We start from the raw sequence: 19,471 nt of genomic DNA, 5'->3' as shown, positions 1-19,471 counted from the left end.
GGGAGCCGCACAGCACCCGAGGGCGCCCCCTGTCGCAGGGGGCGCCCTCGGTGTCGTACGCGAGAAGGACGGCGTGAGTCCAGGACGACGTGTGTCCGGGACGACGTGGCGTCAGGACCGCCTGGCGTCAGGCGCGGTCGCCCTCGCCCAGGTGGTGCACCCGGACCATGTTGGTGGTGCCGGGGACGCCGGGCGGGGAGCCGGCGGTGATGACCATGATGTCGCCCGGGTTGAAGCGGTTGAGCTTCAGGACCTCCTGGTCGACCAGGTCGACCATCTCGTCGGTGCTGTTCACGAACGGCACGACGTAGGAGTCCACGCCCCAGCTGAGCGCCAGCTGGTTGCGGGTGGACTCGTCGGTGGTGAAGGCCAGGATCGGCTGGGACGCGCGGTAGCGGCACAGCCGGCGGGCGGTGTCACCGGACTTGGTGAACGCCACCAGGCCCTTGCCGCCGAGGAAGTCGGCGATCTCGCAGGCGGCGCGGGCCACCGAACCACCCTGCGTGCGCGGCTTCTTGCCCGGCACCAGCGGCTGCAGGCCCTTGGAGAGCAGCTCCTCCTCGGCCGCCTGGACGATCTTCGACATCGTCTTGACCGTCTCGATCGGGTACGCGCCCACGCTCGACTCGGCGGACAGCATGACCGCGTCGGCGCCGTCCAGGATCGCGTTGGCCACGTCGGAGGCCTCGGCGCGGGTCGGACGGGAGTTGGTGATCATCGACTCCATCATCTGGGTCGCCACGATCACCGGCTTGGCGTTGCGGCGGCACAGCTCGATGAGCCGCTTCTGCACCATCGGGACCTTTTCGAGGGGGTACTCGACGGCCAGGTCGCCGCGCGCGACCATCACACCGTCGAACGCCATGACGACGTCCTCCATGTTGTCCACCGCCTGCGGCTTCTCCACCTTGGCGATGACGGGGACGCGGCGGCCCTCCTCGTCCATGACCCGGTGGACGTCGGCGACGTCCTTGGCGTCCCGGACGAAGGACAGGGCGACCAGGTCGCAGCCCATGCGCAGCGCGAACCGCAGGTCCTCGACGTCCTTCTCGGACAGCGCGGGCACGTTGACGGCCGCGCCGGGCAGGTTGATGCCCTTGTGATCGGAGATGACGCCGCCCTCGATGACGATCGTCTTCACCCGGGAGCCGTCGACCTCGGTGACCTTCAGCTCGACGTTGCCGTCGTTGATCAGGATCGGGTCGCCCTTGGACACGTCACCGGGCAGGCCCTTGTAGGTCGTGCCGCAGATCGTCTTGTCGCCCGGGACGTCCTCGGTGGTGATGGTGAACTCGTCACCACGCACCAGCTCGACCGGGCCCTCGGCGAAGGTCGCGAGCCGGATCTTCGGGCCCTGGAGGTCGGCGAGGACACCGATGGCCCGGCCGGTCTCCTTGGCCGCGGCCCGGAGTCGGTCGTACCGCCCCTGGTGCTCGGCGTGGGTGCCGTGGCTGAAGTTGAAGCGGGCCACATTCATGCCGGCTTCGATCAGCGCGACCAGCTGCTCATGGGAGTCGACCGCGGGGCCGAGAGTACAGACGATTTTCGAACGGCGCATGGGGCGATCCTATCGGTTTGTTTCGCTGCGGAATATTCCGGCTGGCGGAAAATACAAAAGGGCGGGATGCCGCTCAGGTGAGATTCGATGAGCCATTAACCAGCGCGTACGTCTGCGTGGCGATCTCCAGTTCCTCGTCGGTCGGGACCACGGCGACCGCGACCCGGGCGCCCGCCGGGGAAATCAGCCGCGGCTGGTCGCCGCGTACGGCGTTCAGCTCCCCGTCGACCGCCAGGCCCAGCTCCTCCAGGCCCGCCACGGCCGCCTCCCGCACCGCTGCCGCGTTCTCGCCGACCCCGGCGGTGAAGGCGACCGCGTCCACCTTGCCGAGCACGGCGTAATAGGCGCCGATGTACTTCTTCAACCGGTGAATGTAGATGTCGAAGGCGAGCCGCGCCTGTTCGTCGCCTTCGTCCACCCGACGGCGGATCTCGCGCATGTCGTTGTCACCGCACAGGCCGATCAGGCCGCTCTTCTTGTTGAGAAGAGTGTCGATCTCGTCCGTGGACATTCCGCCAACTCGCATCAAATGGAAGATGACAGCCGGATCCAGGTCGCCGGAGCGGGTACCCATCACGAGCCCCTCCAAAGGCGTCAGTCCCATGGAGGTGTCCACGCAACGGCCGCCCCGGACGGCGGAGGCGGACGCCCCGTTGCCCAGGTGCAGCACGATGACGTTCACCTCCTCGGGCGCCTTGCCCAGCAGCTTCGCGGTCGTCCGGGAGACGTAGGCGTGCGAGGTGCCGTGGAAGCCGTAGCGGCGGATGCGGTGCTCGTCGGCGGTTTGCACGTCGATCGCGTAGCGGGCGGCCGACTCCGGCATCGTCGTGTGGAACGCGGTGTCGAAGACGGCGACCTGCGGCAGGTCCGGCCGCAGTGCCATCGCCGTGCGGATACCGGTCAGGTTGGCCGGGTTGTGCAGCGGGGCGACCGGGATCAGCCGCTCGATCTCGGCGAGGACGGTGTCGTCGATGACCGTCGGCTCGGTGAAGTGCTTGCCGCCGTGCACCACCCGGTGGCCTATCGCGGCCAGCTCGGGGGAGTCCAGACCGAGGCCGTCCTGCGCGAGCTGCTCGGCGACGGCCTTGAGGGCGGCGTCGTGGTCGGCGATCGCGCCCGTCCACTCCCGGCCGGCGCCGCCGGTGTGCAGCGGGGTGTGCTTCAGGCGCGAGGTCTCCTCACCTATGCGCTCGACGAGGCCCACCGCCAGCCGGCTGCTGTCGCGCATGTCGAGCAGCTGGTACTTCACCGACGAGGAGCCGGAGTTGAGAACGAGGACACGGGAGGAGCTCACTGCTGGGTTGCCTTCTCGATCGGGGACTGGGCCTGGATGGCCGTGATGGCGACGGTGTTGACGATGTCCTGGACGAGGGCGCCCCGGGACAGGTCGTTGACGGGCTTGCGCAGGCCCTGGAGCACCGGGCCGACGGCGATCGCCCCGGCCGAGCGCTGCACGGCCTTGTAGGTGTTGTTGCCTGTATTGAGGTCCGGGAAGATCAGAACCGTTGCCTGCCCGGCGACCTCGGATCCGGGCAGCTTGGTCGCGGCGACCGACGGCTCGACGGCCGCGTCGTACTGGATGGGGCCCTCGATCTTCAGGTCCGGCCGGCGCGAGCGCACCAGCTCGGTCGCCTCGCGCACCTTGTCGACGTCGGCGCCGGAGCCGGACGTGCCCGTGGAGTACGACAGCATCGCGATCCGCGGCTCCACACCGAACCGGGCGGCCGTCGTCGCCGACTGGATGGCGATGTCGGCGAGCTGCTCGGCGTCCGGGTCCGGGTTGACCGCGCAGTCGCCGTAGACCAGCACCTTGTCGGCGAGGCACATGAAGAAGACGGACGAGACGATCGACGCGTCCGGCTTGGTCTTGATGATCTCGAAGGCGGGCCGGATGGTCGCGGCGGTGGAGTGCACGGACCCCGACACCATGCCGTCGGCGAGACCTTCCTCGACCATCAGGGTGCCGAAGTAGTTCACGTCCGAGACGACGTCGTACGCCAGCTCCGCGGTCACGCCCTTGTGGGCGCGCAGGCCCGCGTACAGCTCGGCGAAGGAGTCCCGCAGCTCGGACCTGGCCGGGTCGATCAGCTGGGAGTCGCCGAGGTCGATGCCGAGGTCGGCGGCCTTCTTGCGGATCTGGTCCACCGGCCCGAGCAGGGTGAGGTCGCAGACACCCCGCCGCAGCAGCACCTCGGCCGCGTGCAGCACCCGCTCCTCGGTGCCCTCCGGGAGGACCACCCGGCGCTTGTCCGCGCGGGCCTGCTCCAGCAGCTTGTGCTCGAACATCATCGGCGTGACGCGGTCACTGCTCGGCGCGGAGACCCGCTTGGTCAGACCGGCGGTGTCGACGTACCGCTCGAACAGGCCGAGCGCGGTCTCCGCCTTGCGCGGGGTGGCCGCGTTCAGCTTGCCCTCCAGGGAGAACAGCTGTTCGGCGGTGGGGAAGCTGTTGCCGGACACCGACAGCACCGGGGTGCCGGGGGCGAGCCGGGCGGCGAGGGTGAGCACGTCGTCGCTCGGCACCTCGTTCAGGGTGAGCAGCACGCCAGCGATCGGCGGGGTGCCGGCGCTGTGCGCGGCCAGCGAGCCGACCACCAGGTCCGCGCGGTCGCCGGGGGTCACCACCAGGCAGCCCGGCGTCAGGGCGCCCAGGAAGTTCGGCAGCATCGCGCCGCCGAACACGAAGTTCAGCGCGTCGCGGGCGAGCCCCGAGTCGTCGCCGAGCAGCACCCTGGCGCCGAGCGCGTGGGCGATCTGCGAGACGGTCGGCGCGGACAGGGCCGGCTCGTCGGGCAGGACGTAGCAGGGCACGGGCAGCCGGTCCGCCAGCCGCTCGGCGATGTGATCGCGGTCCACGCGGGCCACCCGGTTGCCGACCATGGCGAGCACGTCGCAGCCCAGGCCGTCGTAGGCGCGGTAGGCGTTGACGGTCTCGGCGACGACCGCCTCGGCGGTCTGCTTGCGGCCGCCCACGACCGGGATCACGGAGGCGCCGAACTCGTTGGCGAGGCGCGCGTTCAGGGACAGCTCGTCGGGGAACTGCGTGTCGGCGTAGTCGGTGCCGAGGACCAGCACGACGTCGTAGTCGCGGGCGACCAGGTGGAAGCGGTCGACGAGGGTGGCGACCAGCTCGTCCGTGCCGCGCTCGGCCTGCAGCGCGGAGGCCTCCTGGTAGTCCATGCCGTAGACGGTCGCCGGGTCCTGCGACAGCCGGTAGCGGGCGCGCAGCAAGTCGAACAGGCGGTCGGGCCCGTCGTGCACGAGGGGACGGAAGACACCCACCCGGTCGATCTGCCGGGTCAGGAGTTCCATGACCCCCAGCTCGACGACCTGGCGGCCGTCGCCGCGGTCGATACCGGTCACGTACACGCTGCGCGTCACGCGTGCTCTCCGTTCCTTCTCGAGTGGGTCTCGTCTCGGATGGGGTACAAAAATCGCCCACCGAGGTGAGCAGAACCCTCTTGACAATACCTCCGGCGATGGATAAGGCGCCCGTCAAGAACGGTGAGCGGCACCGGGGTGCGGGACGTGGAACAATCGGAAGTGGCTCACCGGTATCAACAGCGAGCAGGAGACACAGCACGATGCGTATCGGAGTCCTCACCGCAGGCGGCGACTGCCCCGGCCTGAACGCAGTGATCCGGTCGGTCGTGCACCGAGCGGTCGACAACTACGGCGACGAGGTCATCGGCTTCGAGGACGGATACGCGGGCCTGCTGGAGCGCCGCTACCGCAGCCTCGACCTCAACGCGGTCAGCGGCATCCTCGCGCGCGGCGGCACGATCCTCGGCTCGTCGCGGCTGGAGCGGGACCGGCTGCGCGAGGCCTGCTCCCGCGCCGGTGACATGGTCGAGGACTTCGGGATCGACGCGCTGATCCCGATCGGCGGCGAGGGCACGCTCACGGCGGCCCGGATGCTGAGCGACGCGGGCCTGCCGGTGGTCGGCGTCCCCAAGACCATCGACAACGACATCTCCTCCACCGACCGCACCTTCGGCTTCGACACGGCCGTGGGCGTGGCCACCGAGGCCATGGACCGCCTCAAGACCACCGCCGAGTCCCACCAGCGCGTGATGGTGGTCGAGGTCATGGGCCGCCACGCCGGCTGGATCGCCCTGGAGTCCGGCATGGCCGCCGGCGCGCACGGCATCTGCCTGCCCGAGCGTCCCTTCGACCCCGCCGACCTGGTCAAGATGGTCGAGGAACGCTTCGCGCGCGGCAAGAAGTTCGCCGTCATCTGCGTCGCCGAGGGCGCCCACCCCGCCGAGGGCACCATGGACTACGGCAAGGGCGCGATCGACCAGTACGGCCACGAGCGCTTCCAGGGCATCGGCACCGCCCTCGCCCACGAACTCGAGCGCCGCCTCGGCAAGGAGGCCAAGCCGGTCATCCTCGGCCACGTCCAGCGCGGCGGCACGCCGACCGCGTACGACCGGGTCCTCGCCACCCGCTTCGGCTGGCACGCGGTGGAAGCCGCGCACCAGGGCGAGTTCGGCAAGATGACCGCGCTGCGCGGCAACGACATCGTGATGGTGCCGCTGGCGGAGGCGGTCACGGAGCTGAAGACGGTCCCGAAGGACCGCATGGACGAGGCGGAGTCGGTCTTCTAGAGCGCCGCCTCTCGTTGTGGCCGGGTGGTTCAGGCCGTATGGCGCTGGGCCGTCGTCCAGAAGTACTCCACGATCCGGTCCAGGAACTCCTGCCCCGACGCGTCCGAGTCCCGGCCGCCCCCGCCCCAGCTGAGGGTGGCGGCCATGTGCCCCTGGTAGTCCTGGTGCAACTCCTGAAGGGTGCCCTCCAGGGTCTGCCTGTCCAGGGGCACGATCTTGCTCACCGGGCGGACGTACGCCTGCCAGCGCGTGCTCACCGCGCTGCGCAGCAGCTCGGCCAGCTTGGCCTCCCGGCCGGTGACCGAGACGAACGCGGGCAGGTCCAGGTCCAGCAGGTCGGCGAGGGCGGCGGACTGCCGGTCGTTGCCCCGCCACTCGTCGTGCTCCTCCATCCGCTGGTACGCCAGCAGCTCCAGCCCGGTCGCCCGTGCGACGTCCTCCGGTGCGAGTCCGCGGGCGATGCGGTGCTCCTTCAGTGTCCGCGGGCTGCCTATCAGCTCACCCGGGGAGCACCACAGCACCCCCGCGAGCGCGGTCAGCTCCGGACTGCTGGGGTTCGCCACCCCGCGCTCCCAGGCGATCACGAGGTCCGGCGTCACGTACGGCAGCCCGTACGAGGCGCGCATGCCGTAGGCGACATGCTCGGGCCCCATGCCCAGTGCCGCCCGGAGCCGGCGGGCGGCGAGGGCGTTGAAGGGCGGGGCGGGCTGGTTCGGCTGAGCTGGGGGTCGGCGCACGATGCATCAAGGTACGGGGGCGTGTGATCGGTGACTACGGTCGGTTCGGCCACAATCACAGATCGTAGGAACGTACGGTTTTGGCCAGGGGTGGCCATTACTTGTCGGTCACCTCTTGACGGCTGGGGGTGATCTCTTTGGGCGGCTCCCACAGAGCATCGGCGGCGGTGCGGGATTCCGCGGCTTCCGTGGGGGCGTTGGCGCGGGCCAGGGCCTCGGCGGCCTGGAGGTAGTGGGCGCGTGCTGCGGCGGCGCGGTGGGTGTCCACGTGAGCCGTACCCAGGTTGTGGAGCGCCTGACCGGCCCCGTACCAGTCCTCGAACTCCCGGCAGATTTCCAGGCACCTGCCGTACGCCTCGATCGCGTCCTCCACCCGGCCGCTCACCATCAGGGCGTTGCCGAGGTTGTTCCACGCCGTGCCGGCGAGGTGGCGGTCCCCGGTGTCCTGGAACAGGTCACGAGCGCGGGTGTGGGCGTCGATCGCGTCGCCCGGTCGGCCCGCCTGCCGAAGGGCGCTGCCGAGGTTGTTCCACGCCATGGCTTCGCCGTGCTGGTCCCCGGTGTCCTGATACAGGACGCGAGCGCGGGTGTGGGCGTCGATCGCCTCATCCGGGCGGCCCGCTACCAGCAGGGCGTTGCCGAAGTTGTTCCACGCCACCGCCTCGCCGTGGCGGTCACCGAGGGCATGGCACAGCTCACGGTCGCGGATCATGGCCTCGATCGCCTCCTCCACCCGGCCCGCTTCCAGCAGGGCGTTGCCGAGGTCGGTCCACGCCATCGCTTCACTCAGCCGGTCACCGGCGCGGTGGGCGGCCTCCTGGGCCGCCCTGCTCACGGTGATCCCGTCGTCGAAGTACCGCCGCCAGCTGAGGTAACGCGCCAGGCATGAGGCCAGTCGCACCGCCGTGTCCGCGAACCGGTCCTCCCGCGCCCACAGCGCCGCTGCCACCAGCCCTGCCCGTTCGCCGTCCAGCCACGCCAACGCCTGCCCCCGGTCCGCGAACCGCTCCGGCTCCGGCATGCCCGGCAGCCACCGCAGCCGGCTGTTGGCCGCATCCGCCCACCGGACGTAGAACCTCAACACCCGCTCCCGCGCCGCGTCCCCTTCCTCCTCGTCCACGGCACCGGCTCCGAACGCCCGCACCAGGTCGTGCATCCGCCAGCGAAGTCCCGCACCCGACGTTCCCCTCGGTGTCACCAGATGTGTCGCCGTCAGCTCCTCCAGCAGGGGCAACGCCGAGTCCGGGGAGAGGCCGGCCAGCGCGGCCACCGCCTCCGTCCCGGTCTCGGCTCCGGGCGCGAGGGACAGCAGCCGCAGCAGCCGGGCCTGGTCGGGTGGCAGTCGGCGGTATGACGTCTCCAGTACGGGGCGCAGTACGAGCGAGCGGCCGTACAGGTCCGTGCCGGGACTGCCCTCGTCCAGGACGACGGTCGGGTCCCCCATCTCCTTGATCTCGGTCACCAGTGAGGCGATGTCCCGGTGCCGCCGCCTGCGCAGCATCGCGGCGGCGATGTGGAGGGCCAAGGGCAAGTGGCCGCACAAGTCGGTGAGTTCATGGAGCGCTCCCGATTCGCGGGAAGGGCGGTCGTCCCTCTCGTCCGCGTCCTGGAGGGCACGGGTGACGAGTGCCGCGGACTCCTGCGGATCCAGGATCTCCAGGTCGATGATGCGTACCGGGAGGGCGTCCGGGCGGTCTCGTGATGTGATCAGCACGCGGTGGTGGTCCGTGCCGGGCAGCAGCGGGACGTACTGTGACGGGTCCGAGGCGTTGTCCAGGATCAGCAGCGTCCGGTCGCGCCGCTCGGCCAGCAGGGTGCGGTACGCGTCGTACTGGCGGGGCGTCGTGGGTGGGAGGTCCGTGCCCTGTACGCCCATCGCGTCCAGCAAGGCCAGGACCGCCTGGTCCGCCGTCACCGGGTTGTCGTCGTAGCCGCGCAGGTCCACGAACAGGAACCCGCCCGGGAACCAGCCCTTCGCGCGGGCCCGGTGCGCCGCCTCCACCGCCAGGGCCGTCTTGCCGATGCCGCCCATGCCCGTGACGGCCGAGATGAGGAGCGGTGTGCCCTCCTTTGAGGCGGGGGCCAGGCGGGGCAGCAGGCGGTCCAGTTCCTCCGTGCGGCCCGTGAAACCGGGAGGGCGGGGTGGGAGGGTGGTCGTCGCGACCGGGACCGGGCCGTGGACCGGGGCCTTGGCGGCGGGGCTACTGCTGCTTGCCGATGACCGGGCCGTAGAAGGTGCCGCCCCGGAAGTCGATGTGGTCTCCGCCGGTATGGGGGCCCTCCCGGGAGTCGGAGGACCGGCCGCGCGGGTGGTGCTTGCGCAGCACCTCCACGGCCACCGACGCCGCCTGCGCGGCGGCCCGCTCCTGGGAGCCGGCCGCGTCCGCCGTGTCCTTGCGCGCGTCCGCGCGGTCGCTGATCCCGCGGATCACCAGGGCGTGCACCTGCCCGCTGAGATGCGCCGCGTGGGCCGCGCCGGAGCCCTCCATCTCGATGGCCGCCGCGTCGTTGTACTGCTCGCGCAAGTGCTTCGCGATCTCCGACTCGGCGTCGGCGAGGACCACGTCCCCGGAGGCGATCGGCTTAAAGTGGGTCCGTACGGCGGACATGTCCCGCGCCGCCGAACGCGCCGCCTGCACCAGAGCGTTGGAGCCCGGCCAGGACTCCGGGCGGGACAGGAAACCGCCAGGGGCCCACTTGCCGCCGTGGATGCCGTACACCTTCGTGCCCACGACGACGTCCCCGATCGCGATGTCGTCCTTGAGGCTCCCCGCGACCCCGACGAACAGCACCGCCTCCGGCCGCAGCCACTCGATGAGCTGGGTCGTGAGGGACGCCGCCGTTCTCTCTCCCTCGCCGAGTTCGGCGAGCGCGACGTACCAGTCGGTGCCCGCGAGGCGTCCTTGCTCGATACGGGTGCCGTCGCGGTGCACGAACTCCTCCCGGTCCTCGATGTGCCCGCGCACGGCGGCGTACTCCAGTGCGAGCGCGGTGAGGACGACAACGGTGGGAACCCTGGGATGTGTCTGCGGCACACCCCTAAAGTACTGCCAAGTGGTCGTAAAGGGCGGGCTGTTGGACAGCGGGGGAGAAGGGCGACGACGTGCCGGACGAGCGTGACGTCACCGCCGGGCAGTTGCTGCTCGCCGAGTACCAGAGCGTCAAGGACGAGCAGAAGGCGCGGATCGGTTTCCGGGACAACCTGCTCTACGTCACCCTCGCCGTCGTCGCCGCCGTCATCGCGGCCGCGGCACAGGCCGGGCAGGCGTCGATGCTGCTCGCGCTGCCGCCGGTGTGTGTGGTGCTGGGGTGGACGTATCTCGTCAACGACCAGAAGATCTCCGCCATCGGGGCGTACGTCCGCGGTGACCTGGGGCCCCGGCTCGCGCGGCTCGCCGGTGAGGAGTCCGTCTTCCGGTGGGAGAGCTTTCACCGCGGGGACGCGCGGCGGGTGGCCCGGAAGGTCACGCAACTCGTCGTCGACCTGCTCGCCTTCTGTGTCGTACCGCTGAGCGCGCTCGCCGTGTACTGGGCCGGTGATGTCAGCCGTGGACTGTTGATCATCTCCGTGGTCGAGGCGTGCGTCGTGGTCGGGCTCGCGGTGCACATCGTGGTGTACGCGCTGCCGTTCGGCGGGGGTGACGACGTGGCATGAGCGCTGATCACGTCGACTTCCGGGGCGGCACCTTCTACGGGCCGGTCACCGGGGTCGCCCAGGCCCCCGCGCCCACCGCGCTGGACTCCCTGCCCGCCAAGGCCGCCGGCTTCACGGGACGGGACGCGGAGCTGGCCCGGCTCCTCGACGCGCTCGACCCGGCCGCGCCCGGCGATCCGCAGCAGGCCGTGCTCGTCACCGCCGTGTCCGGGCTGGGCGGGATCGGGAAGACGGCGCTGGCGGTGGAGGCGGCGCACGCGGCGCGGGAGCGGGGGTGGTTCCCGGGCGGGGTGCTCTTCGTCGACCTGCATGGATACGACGACGCGCCCGTGACCGCCGGTCCGGCCCTGCAGGCCCTGCTGCGCGCCCTCGGCGTCGAGCCCGAGCACATCCCGGCGACGGTGGACGAACAGGCGGTGCTGTACCGGTCGGTGCTGGCCCGGCGCGCGCGTGAGCGCGGTGCGGTGTTGCTCCTCGCCGACAACGCGTCGTCGCCGGATCAGGTCCGGCCCTTGGTGCCGGGGAGCGCACGGCACCGGGTGCTCGTGACGTCCCGGGACCGGCTGCCGCAACTGGGGGCGCGGCTCGTGCCGTTGGACCAGCTCACCCCCGAGGCGGCGTACGAGGTCCTGGACCTCGCGCTGCGGATCGCGGATCCGCGGGACCGCCGGGTGCGCGACGACCCGGAGGCCGCCGGGCGGCTCGCCGGGCTCTGCGGCCATCTGCCGCTGGCCTTGCAGATCGCGGCCGCGCTGCTGGCGGAGGACCGCGAGATGCCGGTGGGGGAACTCGTCGGGGAGCTCGCCGAGTCGCGTGATCGGTTGTCGTATCTCGATGACGGCGAGCGGAGTGTGCGTGCGGCGTTCGATCTCTCCTACCGGCGGCTGCCGCCCGAGCAGGCGCGTGTGCTGCGGCTGCTCGCCATCGCGCCCGGCCCGGAGATCAGCGACGAGGTCGCCGCCGCGCTGGCCGGTACGGACGCGCCGCCGGCCCGGGAGCTGAAGGCCCTGGCGCGGGCCCATCTCGTCGAGCGGGCGAGCGGGCGCGGGTGGTGGCGGTTGCACGACCTGGTGCGGGTGTTCGGGGCGGGTGTGGTGGCCCCGGAGGAGGGCGTGGCCGCGCGGCAGCGGGTGCTGGAGTGCTACCACCGGTGGGTGGACGCGGCGAACGAGCGGGTGCGGTGGCTGCAGGGCGAACCGGAGCCGCAGCGGTTCGCGCACCGTGAGCAGGCGCTGACGTGGGTGGACGGCGAACGGGCGGGGCTGGTGGCGGCGGCGTCGTGGGCGCGGGAGGAGCGGCTCGCCGGCACGGCGGTGGGGCTGGCCCTGTGCCTGGGGGCATATCTGGACTGGCGGCGGTACTTCGACGACTGGATCACCGTCTCCCGTGCCGCCCAGGAGGCGGCTCACCGCGCCGGGAACCGCCGCCGCGAGGCCGCGGCGTTGAACAACCTCGGCCTCGCCCTGCGGCAGGCGGGCCGGGCGGAGGAGGCGATCGACGCCCACTCCCGGGCCCGGGACCTGTGCCGGGCCGCCGGGGACCGCCACGGCGAGGCGGGTGTGTGGAGCAACCTCGGCACCGCCTTGCGGCAGGCGGGCCGGGTGGAGGAGGCGATCGACGCCGACACCCGGGCCCGGGACCTGTGCCGGGCCGCCGGGGACCGCCACGGCGAGGCCAGGGCGTGGAGCAACCTCGGCACCGACCTGTGGAAGGCGGGCCGGGCCGAGGAGGCGATCGACGCTCACACCCGCGCGCGCGACCTGTGCCGGGCCATCGGGAACCGGCCCCGCGAGGCGGGCGTGTGGAACAACCTCGGTGTCGCCCTGTTGGCGGCGGGCCGGCCGGACGAGGCGATCGAGGCGTACGGCAAGGCCCTGGAGATCTACCGGGAGTTCGAGGACTGGTACAGGGCGGGCACGTCCCTCCGCAACCTGGCCGCCACCCACGTGATCGTCCACCGTCGCGCCGAAGCCCGCACCTGCTTTCTCCGGGCCGCCGACGCCTATGCCCGGGCCGACGCCGCGGAGGAAGCCGCCCGGGCCCGCGCCTGGGCCGACGCCCTCACCGAGGACCCCGCACCCACCGGTACACCAGCTCCGGCCGCCCCACCTGCCCGTACAGCGGACTCCGCCCCGCCCTCCCCGCGTCCACCAGATGCTCCAGATAGCGGCGGGCCGTGATGCGGGAGATGCCCACCGCCTCGGCCACGCCCGCCGCGGTGAGTCCTTCCTCCGCCTCCCGCAGGGCGGCCGTCACCCGTTCCAGGGTCGGTGCGCTGAGGCCCTTCGGGAGGGCCGCGGGGCCGGGGGCGCGCAGGGTGGCCAGGGCGCGGTCCACCTCGTCCTGGCCGCTCGCCTCGCCCGCCGCGCCGCGGAACTCGGCGTAGCGGACCAGCCGGTCCCGGAGGGTCGCGAAGGTGAAGGGCTTCAGGACGTACTGCACGACGCCGAGCGACACTCCCTCCCGGACGACCGTCAGGTCGCGCGCCGACGTGACCGCGATGACGTCCGCGTGGTGGCCGGCCGCCCGCAGGGAGCGGGCCAGTTGCAGGCCGTGGACGTCCGGGAGGTGCAGGTCCAGCAGCAGCAGGTCCACCGGGGTGCGGTCCAGCGCGCGGCGCGCCTCCGCGCCCGTGTGCGCCGTGCCGACGGCGACGAAGCCCGGGACCCGGCCGACGTACATCACGTGCGCGTCGGCGGCGACGGGGTCGTCCTCGACGATGAGGACGCGGATCGGTTCGGCGGGCGGCGTCGTCATGACGTACCTCCGGCGACCGGGGCCGTGCGCAGGGGCAGCCGTGCCTCGAACCGGGCGCCCCCGCCCTCGGCCGCGGCCACCGACAGGGCGCCGCCGTGGCGGTGTACCGCCTGCCGGACCAGGGCCAGGCCCAGGCCGCGGGCCAGGCCGCCGGGGCCGGCCGGCGCCGGCTTGGTGGAGAAGCCGCGCTGGAAGACCAGGTCCGCCTGCGACGGGTCCACGCCCGCGCCGGTGTCCGACACCCGCAGCACCAGTTCGCCGTCCTCCGTGTACGCCGCGACCGTGACCCGTGCCCGCACACTGCCCTGGGCCGCGTCGACCGCGTTGTCGATGAGGTTGCCGAGGATGGTGACCAGGTCGCGGGAGGGCAAGTCCTCCGGCAGCACCCCGTCGTCGAGACGGCTGTCCGCCGACACCTCCAGTTCCACGCCCCGCTCGTTGGCCTGGGCCGTCTTGCCCAGCAGCAGGGCCGCCAGGACCGGTTCGCCGACCGCCGCCACCACCTGGTCCGTCAGTGCCTGGGCCAGTTCCAGTTCGGCGGTGGCGAAGGCGACCGCCTCCTGCTCGCGGCCCAGCTCGATCAGCGAGACGACCGTGTGCAGGCGGTTGGCGGCCTCGTGCGCCTGGGAGCGCAGGGCCTGGGTGAAGCCGCGCTCCGAGTCGAGTTCGCCCATCAGGGACTGGAGTTCCGTCACGTCGCGCAGGGTGACGACCGTGCCGCGGCGTTCCCCGCCCGACACCGGCGAGGTGTTCACCACCAGGACCCGGTCGGTGGTCAGGTGCACCTCGTCGACGCGCGGCCCGGAGCCCAGCAGCGCGCCCGTCAGCGGCGCGGGCAGGCCCAGCTCCGCCACCGAGCGGCCGATCACCTCGCCGGACACGCCGAGCAGTTCCCGGCCGCCGTCGTTGATCAGCGCCACCCGGTACTGCCCGTCGAGCATCAGCAGTCCCTCGCGTACGGCGTGCAGCGCGGCCTGGTGGTAGTCGTGCATGCGGCTCAGCTCGGTCGCGTTCATGCCGTGGGTGTGGCGGCGCAGCCGGGCGTTGATCACATACGTGCCGATCGCGCCCAGGGCCAGGGCGCCCGCCGCCACGCCCAGCAGCGCGGTCAGCTGGCCGCGAACCCGCTCGGTGATCGCCTCGACCCGTATGCCCGCGCTGACCAGGCCGACGATCCTCCCGTCCGCCTCCACCACGGGGGTGACCGCACGGACGGACGGGCCGAGGGTCCCGGTGTACGTCTCGGTGAAGGTCTCGCCCCGCAGGGCGCGCTCGGTGTGGCCCAGGAAGCGCTGGCCTATCTCGCTCCGCCGGGGATGCGTCCAGCGGATGCCCCGCGGATTCATGATCGTGACGAAGTCGACGTCGGTGTCCCGCATGACCCGCAGCGCGTACGGCTGGAGCGCGGCCGTCGGGTCGGGGGTGCGGATCGCCTCCCGTACGGAGGGGGAGTCGGCGACCGAGCGGGCCACCGCCGTGGCCTGGCGGCCGGCCGCCTCCTCGGCCTGGCGGCGGTCGCTGACGTAGGTGAAGAGCGCGTACCCGGCGACGACCACCGCGATGAGCACGGCCTGCATGGCGAAGAGCTGGCCGGCCAGGCTGCGGGGGCGGGGGACGGACGGGATGCGCATGGGCTCAGTCTGCCTCTCCGCCGAAGTGTGAACTAAATGAACGGAAGGGTGACCGCCCTCACAGGCCGGGAGATAGTCACGTGCATTCCCCGGAGATTCGCCGGTTCTTCCCCCGGAGAATCCCCGCATCTTCCCCCGGACGTGAGCCGCACGCCGGTGATGCCGACGACGTCGTCAAGGAGGGCAGCCGTGACCAGCACACCCGAAACGGCACCTGCCGCAGCCCCCGCTCCTTCGGGCAAGCGGGACAAGCGGGACCGCACCCACTATCTCTACATCGCGGTGATCATCGCGGTGGCCCTCGGCATCGCCGTGGGTCTGGCCGCTCCGGACTTCGCGGTGGAGCTGAAGCCCATCGGTACCGGCTTCGTGAACCTGATCAAGATGATGATCTCGCCGATCATCTTCTGCACGATCGTGCTCGGTATCGGTTCGGTGCGGAAGGCCGCGAAGGTAGGTGCCGTGGGCGGCATCGCCCTGGTCTACTTCCTCGCGATGTCGCTGGTCGCCCTCGCCATCGGTCTCGTCGTCGGCAACATCCTGGAGCCGGGCACCGGGCTCGCCGTCACCGACGCGGTGAAGGACGCCGGGCACGCCCAGGTCGACGGGGAGGCCAAGGACACCACCGAGTTCCTGCTCGGCATCATCCCCACCACGATCGTCTCCGCCTTCACCCAGGGCGAGGTGCTCCAGACCCTGCTCATCGCGCTGCTCGCCGGGTTCGCCCTCCAGGCCATGGGCTCCGCCGGCCAGCCGATCCTGCGCGGGGTCGAACACATCCAGCGGCTGGTCTTCCGCATCCTCGCCATGGTGATGTGGGCCGCGCCCATCGGCGCCTTCGGTGCCATCGCCGCCGTCACCGGGTCCGCGGGCCTGGACGCGCTCAAGAGCCTCGCCGTGCTGATGCTCGGCTTCTACGTCACCTGTTTCCTGTTCGTCTTCCTCGTCCTCGGCGCGCTGCTGCGGATCGTGTCCGGGCTGAACATCCTCACGTTCTTCAAGTACCTGGGCCGTGAGTTCCTGCTGATCCTGTCCACGTCCTCCTCGGAGTCCGCGCTGCCGCGGCTCATCGCCAAGATGGAGCACCTGGGCGTCAGCAAGCCGGTCGTCGGCATCACCGTCCCGACCGGCTACTCCTTCAACCTCGACGGCACCATGATCTACATGACCATGGCGTCCCTGTTCATCGCCGACGCCATGGGTACGCCGATGTCGGTCGGCGAGCAGATCCCGCTGCTGCTGTTCCTGCTGGTCGCCTCCAAGGGCGCGGCGGGTGTGACCGGCGCCGGGCTCGCCACCCTCGCGGGCGGCCTCCAGTCGCACAAGCCGGCCCTGGTCGACGGCATCGGACTCATCGTCGGCATCGACCGCTTCATGAGCGAGGCGCGCGCCCTGACGAACTTCGCGGGCAACGCGGTCGCCACCGTCCTGATCGGCACCTGGACCAAGGAGATCGACAAGGAGCGGGTCGCCGAGGTCCTCGCGGGCCGGGCCCCGTTCGACGAGAAGACCCTCCTCGACGACCACGGCTCCGCCCCGGCGGACACCGAGGCCGGCACGGAGCTGCCGGAACGGGAACAGCGGGTGGAACTGGCGAAGGCGTAGACCACCCAGGCCGGCCGGCGCCCGGCGGTGGTGAGGCTGGCCGATCGCGGCCGGGGCGCCTGCGGGCCGGTGGTCCGGGCGCCGTCGGGCGGTGACCGGTACTGCTGTGGGTCGGTGGTCCGGGCGCCGTCGGGCGGTGACCGGTGCGGCTGTGGGTCGGTGGGCGGAGGCCCGTGAGCCGGGGGCTGGGGCGCCCGTCGGCTGGTAGCCGGTAGCCGGAAGCCTGCGGGGTGGAGGCCTGGCGCCGTCAATCAGTGACCGTACGGCTGTCGGTCGGTGGGCGAGGCCCGTGAGCCACCCGGTAAGGGACGCCGTAGGCCGGTGAGGGCCGGACGTCGGGGCAGGTGCCCGGGGCGTCCGGGGGCCGGACCGCCGGCGTCGGCCGACGTCGTGGGTACGTCGGCCGGCGCCGGCGGTCCGGCCGGGGGCGGGTGAGGTCAGCCGCCCCCTTTTCCCCTGTCAGGCCCCTCGGGCCGGGTGGCCTCCTCCGGCCGGTCCTCCGGCCGGAGTCTCCGTCACGCCGCCGCCTCCGCCCGACCGTGGCTCCCGGCCTCCTGCCGGGTGACGTGGCGGCGCCGGCTCGGCAGGCCCGTGGTGGGGTTGGCGACGCCCCAGGCCGCGCCCTTGCAGATCAGTTCCTTGTAGAGGGCGGCCACGCGGCCCGTCATGGCGCCGTCCTTCGCGCGGTCGTCGGCGGTGACGAACTGGATCAGGCCGTCCTTGCGGCCCAGGGAGACGCACTGCTGGTAGTAGCGGATCGAGAGGTGCGGGACCTTGGTCCCGGCGAGACGCGCGGCGATGGCGTCCGCGGCCTGCCAGGCCATCGGGACGCCCGAGGCGCAGGACATCCGCAGCGGCTTGTCGCTCGGGCCGATGGCCATCGCCGCGTCACCCACGGCGTACACGTCCGGGTGCGTGACCGAACGCATCGTGCCGTCGACCACGATCTGGCCCCGGTCGGTGACCTCCAGGGTGGTGGCCCGGGCGATCGGGTGGACGGCGAAGCCGGTGGTCCACACGGTCACCTCGGCGGGGAGGGTCCGGCCGTCGGCCGTCGTCACGCTGTCCGCCGCCACGGCGGCGACCTCGGTTTCCTCGTGGACCGTGATGCCGAGCCGGTCCACCACCGTCCGCAGGTGGGCGCGGCCCTTCTTCGAGAGCCAGTCGCCGAGGGTGCCGCGGACGGCCAGGGAGACGTCGAGGTCCGGGCGGGCCTCGGCGATCTCGGTCGCGGCCTCCAGACCGGTCAGGCCGCCGCCGACCACCACCACGGGCCGGCCGGCCTCCAGGGCGGCCAGGCGGTCCCGGAGGCGCAGGGCGCCGGGGCGGCTCGCGATGTCGTGGGCGTGGGCGGCGACACCGGGGACGCCTCCGTCGTTCCAGCCGCTGCCGAGGGCGTAGACCAGCGTGTCGTACTCCACTTCCTCGTGCCCGGAGCCGTCGACGGCGGTGACCGACACCGTCTTGCGGTCCGCGTCCACGGCGGTGACCTTCGCGAGCTTCAGCGCGACGCCCGTGCCGGCGAACATCTCGTGCAGCGGCCGGTACCGCAGGGGCTGGCCGGCCGCGAGCTGGTGCAGCCGGACGCGCTCGACGAAGTCGGGCTCGGGGTTGACGAGGGTGATGGCGACGTCCGCGCGGTGCAGCCGCCTGGCGAGGCGGCCGGCGGCGATGGCTCCGGTGTAGCCGGCTCCGAGGACGACGATGCGGTGCTGCATGTGCCTGCTCCTGTCTGCGGGAACTGCGTGGTGCCCCTTGAACCGGGCAGCCCCGCGATTCCTGACGGGATCAGGATGTGAAGCACGTCACATGATGTCAGAGGGTGTGGAGCGGGGTGCCGCCGAGGCGCCCGGCGGCCCACCGCTCGCTCGCGCGGACGAGCTTGTCCGGGTTGACCTGGCTGCGGACCGCGGCGATGCCCTCCTCGGTGACCTCCAGACAGGTGATCCCGACGACCCGGCCGTCCACGACCGCCACGAACGCGGGCTCGCCGTTAGCGATGGTGGCGTAGATCTCGAGCGCGCCGCCGACGAGCGCCCGCTTGGCGTCGCTGGGCTTGAACAGGCCGCGCAGGAACCTGGCGACCGCGAGCGCGCCCTCGAACGCCTTCGTGCGGGCGGGGACCTTGCCGCCGCCGTCGCCGACGGAGACGGCGTCCTGGGTGAGCAGGCGGACCAGGGGTTCGGTACGGCCGCTGGTCGCGGCGGCCAGGAACTCCGCGACGATCGCGCGGGCGGCGGCCTCGTCGATCCGGGCGCGCGCCTTGCCGGCCGCCACGTGCTTCTTGGCCCGGTGGAAGATCTGCTGGCTGGCCGCCTCGGTGATGTCCAGGATCTCGGCGATCTCCCGGTGCGGGTAGTCGAAGGCCTCGCGCAGCACGTAGACGGCGCGCTCGCTCGGGGACAGGCGCTCCAGCAGGACGAGGACGGCGTACGACACCGACTCGCGCTGCTCGGCGGTGTCGGCCGGGCCGAGCATCGGGTCCCCGGCGAGCAGCGGCTCGGGGAGCCACTGGCCCACGTACGTCTCCCGGCGGGCCCGGGCGGACGTGAGGAGGTTGAGGCAGAGGTTGGTGAGGACCTTCGTCAGCCAGGCCTCGGGCACCTCGATCTGCCGGACGTCTGCGGCCTGCCAGCGCAGGAACGTTTCCTGCACCGCGTCCTCCGCTTCGCTCGCCGAGCCGAGCAGCCGGTAGGCGATGGCCTCCAGCCGGGGCCTCGCGGCCTCGAAGCGATCGACGTCACTGGTGAGCAGGGCCATGCCGCGATCCTAGCCGCCGAGGGGGTCAGCGGCAGGCGAGTCACGCGGCCCCGCGTCCGGCCTGCGGCCCCGCGTCCGGCCTGCGGCCCCGCGTCCGGCCTGCGGCCCCGCGTCCGGCCTGCGGCCCCGCGTCCGGCCTGCGGCCCCGCGTCCGGCCT

14 protein-coding genes are annotated in these 19,471 nt (G+C 72.2%); 4 read left to right on the top strand and 10 right to left on the bottom strand.

The window, feature by feature from the left end:
- Window positions 1-127: 127 nt before the first annotated feature.
- The 3 genes from pyk to pta form a co-directional block, all read right to left on the bottom strand.
- Window positions 128-1,558 carry a pyruvate kinase gene (gene pyk, locus AB0K92_RS28240; protein WP_365927425.1) on the bottom strand — a complete coding sequence of 477 codons (1,431 nt, stop codon included), beginning with the start codon at window positions 1,556-1,558 and terminating at the stop codon, window positions 128-130.
- A 73-nt stretch (window positions 1,559-1,631) separates the two neighbouring features.
- Window positions 1,632-2,852 (bottom strand): acetate kinase, encoded by a 1,221-nt coding sequence (locus AB0K92_RS28235; RefSeq protein WP_365927423.1) that lies wholly within the window; start codon window positions 2,850-2,852, stop codon window positions 1,632-1,634.
- The gene (gene pta / locus AB0K92_RS28230) at window positions 2,849-4,939 is read right to left on the bottom strand and encodes a phosphate acetyltransferase (protein WP_365927421.1); all 2,091 of its coding nucleotides are present in this window, start codon (window positions 4,937-4,939) and stop codon (window positions 2,849-2,851) included. Before pta ends, AB0K92_RS28235 begins: the two co-directional genes overlap by 4 nt.
- A gap of 203 nt (window positions 4,940-5,142) precedes the next feature.
- On the opposite strand from pta, the gene AB0K92_RS28225 reads away from it, so the two are divergent.
- Window positions 5,143-6,168 (top strand): ATP-dependent 6-phosphofructokinase, encoded by a 1,026-nt coding sequence (locus AB0K92_RS28225; protein ID WP_166002361.1) that lies wholly within the window; start codon window positions 5,143-5,145, stop codon window positions 6,166-6,168.
- 29 nt (window positions 6,169-6,197) lie between these two features.
- Here the strand turns inward: AB0K92_RS28225 and AB0K92_RS28220 are convergent, their stop codons facing one another.
- The 3 genes from AB0K92_RS28220 to AB0K92_RS28210 all read right to left on the bottom strand — a co-directional run bounded on the left by AB0K92_RS28220 (window position 6,198) and on the right by AB0K92_RS28210 (window position 9,940).
- A complete protein-coding gene (locus AB0K92_RS28220) occupies window positions 6,198-6,905 on the bottom strand; it encodes an XRE family transcriptional regulator (protein WP_365927419.1) in 708 nt (235 codons plus the stop codon).
- A gap of 97 nt (window positions 6,906-7,002) precedes the next feature.
- Complete coding sequence (locus AB0K92_RS28215; protein WP_365927478.1) at window positions 7,003-8,991, bottom strand: tetratricopeptide repeat protein; 1,989 nt, start codon at window positions 8,989-8,991, stop codon at window positions 7,003-7,005.
- A gap of 115 nt (window positions 8,992-9,106) precedes the next feature.
- Entirely contained in the window at window positions 9,107-9,940 is an 834-nt protein-coding gene (locus tag AB0K92_RS28210) for a 5'-methylthioadenosine/S-adenosylhomocysteine nucleosidase (RefSeq protein ID WP_365927417.1), read from the bottom strand.
- A gap of 68 nt (window positions 9,941-10,008) precedes the next feature.
- Here AB0K92_RS28210 and AB0K92_RS28205 point away from each other — a divergent pair, with 68 nt between their 5' ends.
- Both AB0K92_RS28205 and AB0K92_RS28200 read left to right on the top strand, forming a co-directional pair.
- Window positions 10,009-10,560, top strand: coding sequence for a hypothetical protein (locus AB0K92_RS28205; RefSeq protein WP_365927415.1), 552 nt, complete (start codon window positions 10,009-10,011; stop codon window positions 10,558-10,560).
- A complete protein-coding gene (locus AB0K92_RS28200) occupies window positions 10,557-12,740 on the top strand; it encodes a tetratricopeptide repeat protein (protein ID WP_365927413.1) in 2,184 nt (727 codons plus the stop codon). The genes AB0K92_RS28205 and AB0K92_RS28200 overlap by 4 nt, the downstream gene beginning before the upstream one ends.
- Here AB0K92_RS28200 and AB0K92_RS28195 read toward each other — a convergent pair.
- The gene (locus tag AB0K92_RS28195; RefSeq protein ID WP_365927411.1) at window positions 12,622-13,317 is read right to left on the bottom strand and encodes a response regulator; all 696 of its coding nucleotides are present in this window, start codon (window positions 13,315-13,317) and stop codon (window positions 12,622-12,624) included. The two genes, AB0K92_RS28200 and AB0K92_RS28195, sit on opposite strands and share 119 nt — an antisense overlap.
- On the bottom strand, window positions 13,314-14,948 hold the full coding sequence (locus AB0K92_RS28190; RefSeq protein ID WP_365927409.1) for a sensor histidine kinase: 1,635 nt from the start codon (window positions 14,946-14,948) through the stop codon (window positions 13,314-13,316). Before AB0K92_RS28190 ends, AB0K92_RS28195 begins: the two co-directional genes overlap by 4 nt.
- 189 nt (window positions 14,949-15,137) lie before the next feature.
- On the opposite strand from AB0K92_RS28190, the gene AB0K92_RS28185 reads away from it, so the two are divergent.
- Window positions 15,138-16,553 carry a cation:dicarboxylase symporter family transporter gene (locus tag AB0K92_RS28185; RefSeq protein WP_166002368.1) on the top strand — a complete coding sequence of 472 codons (1,416 nt, stop codon included), beginning with the start codon at window positions 15,138-15,140 and terminating at the stop codon, window positions 16,551-16,553.
- A 515-nt stretch (window positions 16,554-17,068) separates the two neighbouring features.
- Here AB0K92_RS28185 and AB0K92_RS28180 read toward each other — a convergent pair.
- Complete coding sequence (locus AB0K92_RS28180) at window positions 17,069-18,271, bottom strand: FAD-dependent oxidoreductase (protein WP_365927407.1); 1,203 nt, start codon at window positions 18,269-18,271, stop codon at window positions 17,069-17,071.
- A 97-nt stretch (window positions 18,272-18,368) separates the two neighbouring features.
- Window positions 18,369-19,313, bottom strand: a complete 945-nt coding sequence (locus tag AB0K92_RS28175; protein ID WP_365927405.1) for an RNA polymerase sigma-70 factor — start codon at window positions 19,311-19,313, stop codon at window positions 18,369-18,371.
- Window positions 19,314-19,471: the final 158 nt, after the last annotated feature.

Source organism: Streptomyces sp. NPDC052687 (assembly GCF_040678395.1).
In the GTDB taxonomy this organism is placed as follows: Bacteria; Actinomycetota; Actinomycetes; order Streptomycetales; family Streptomycetaceae; genus Streptomyces.
The sequence above is the reverse complement of the archived record's forward strand: the minus strand, read 5'-3'. Positions and strand labels throughout refer to the sequence as shown.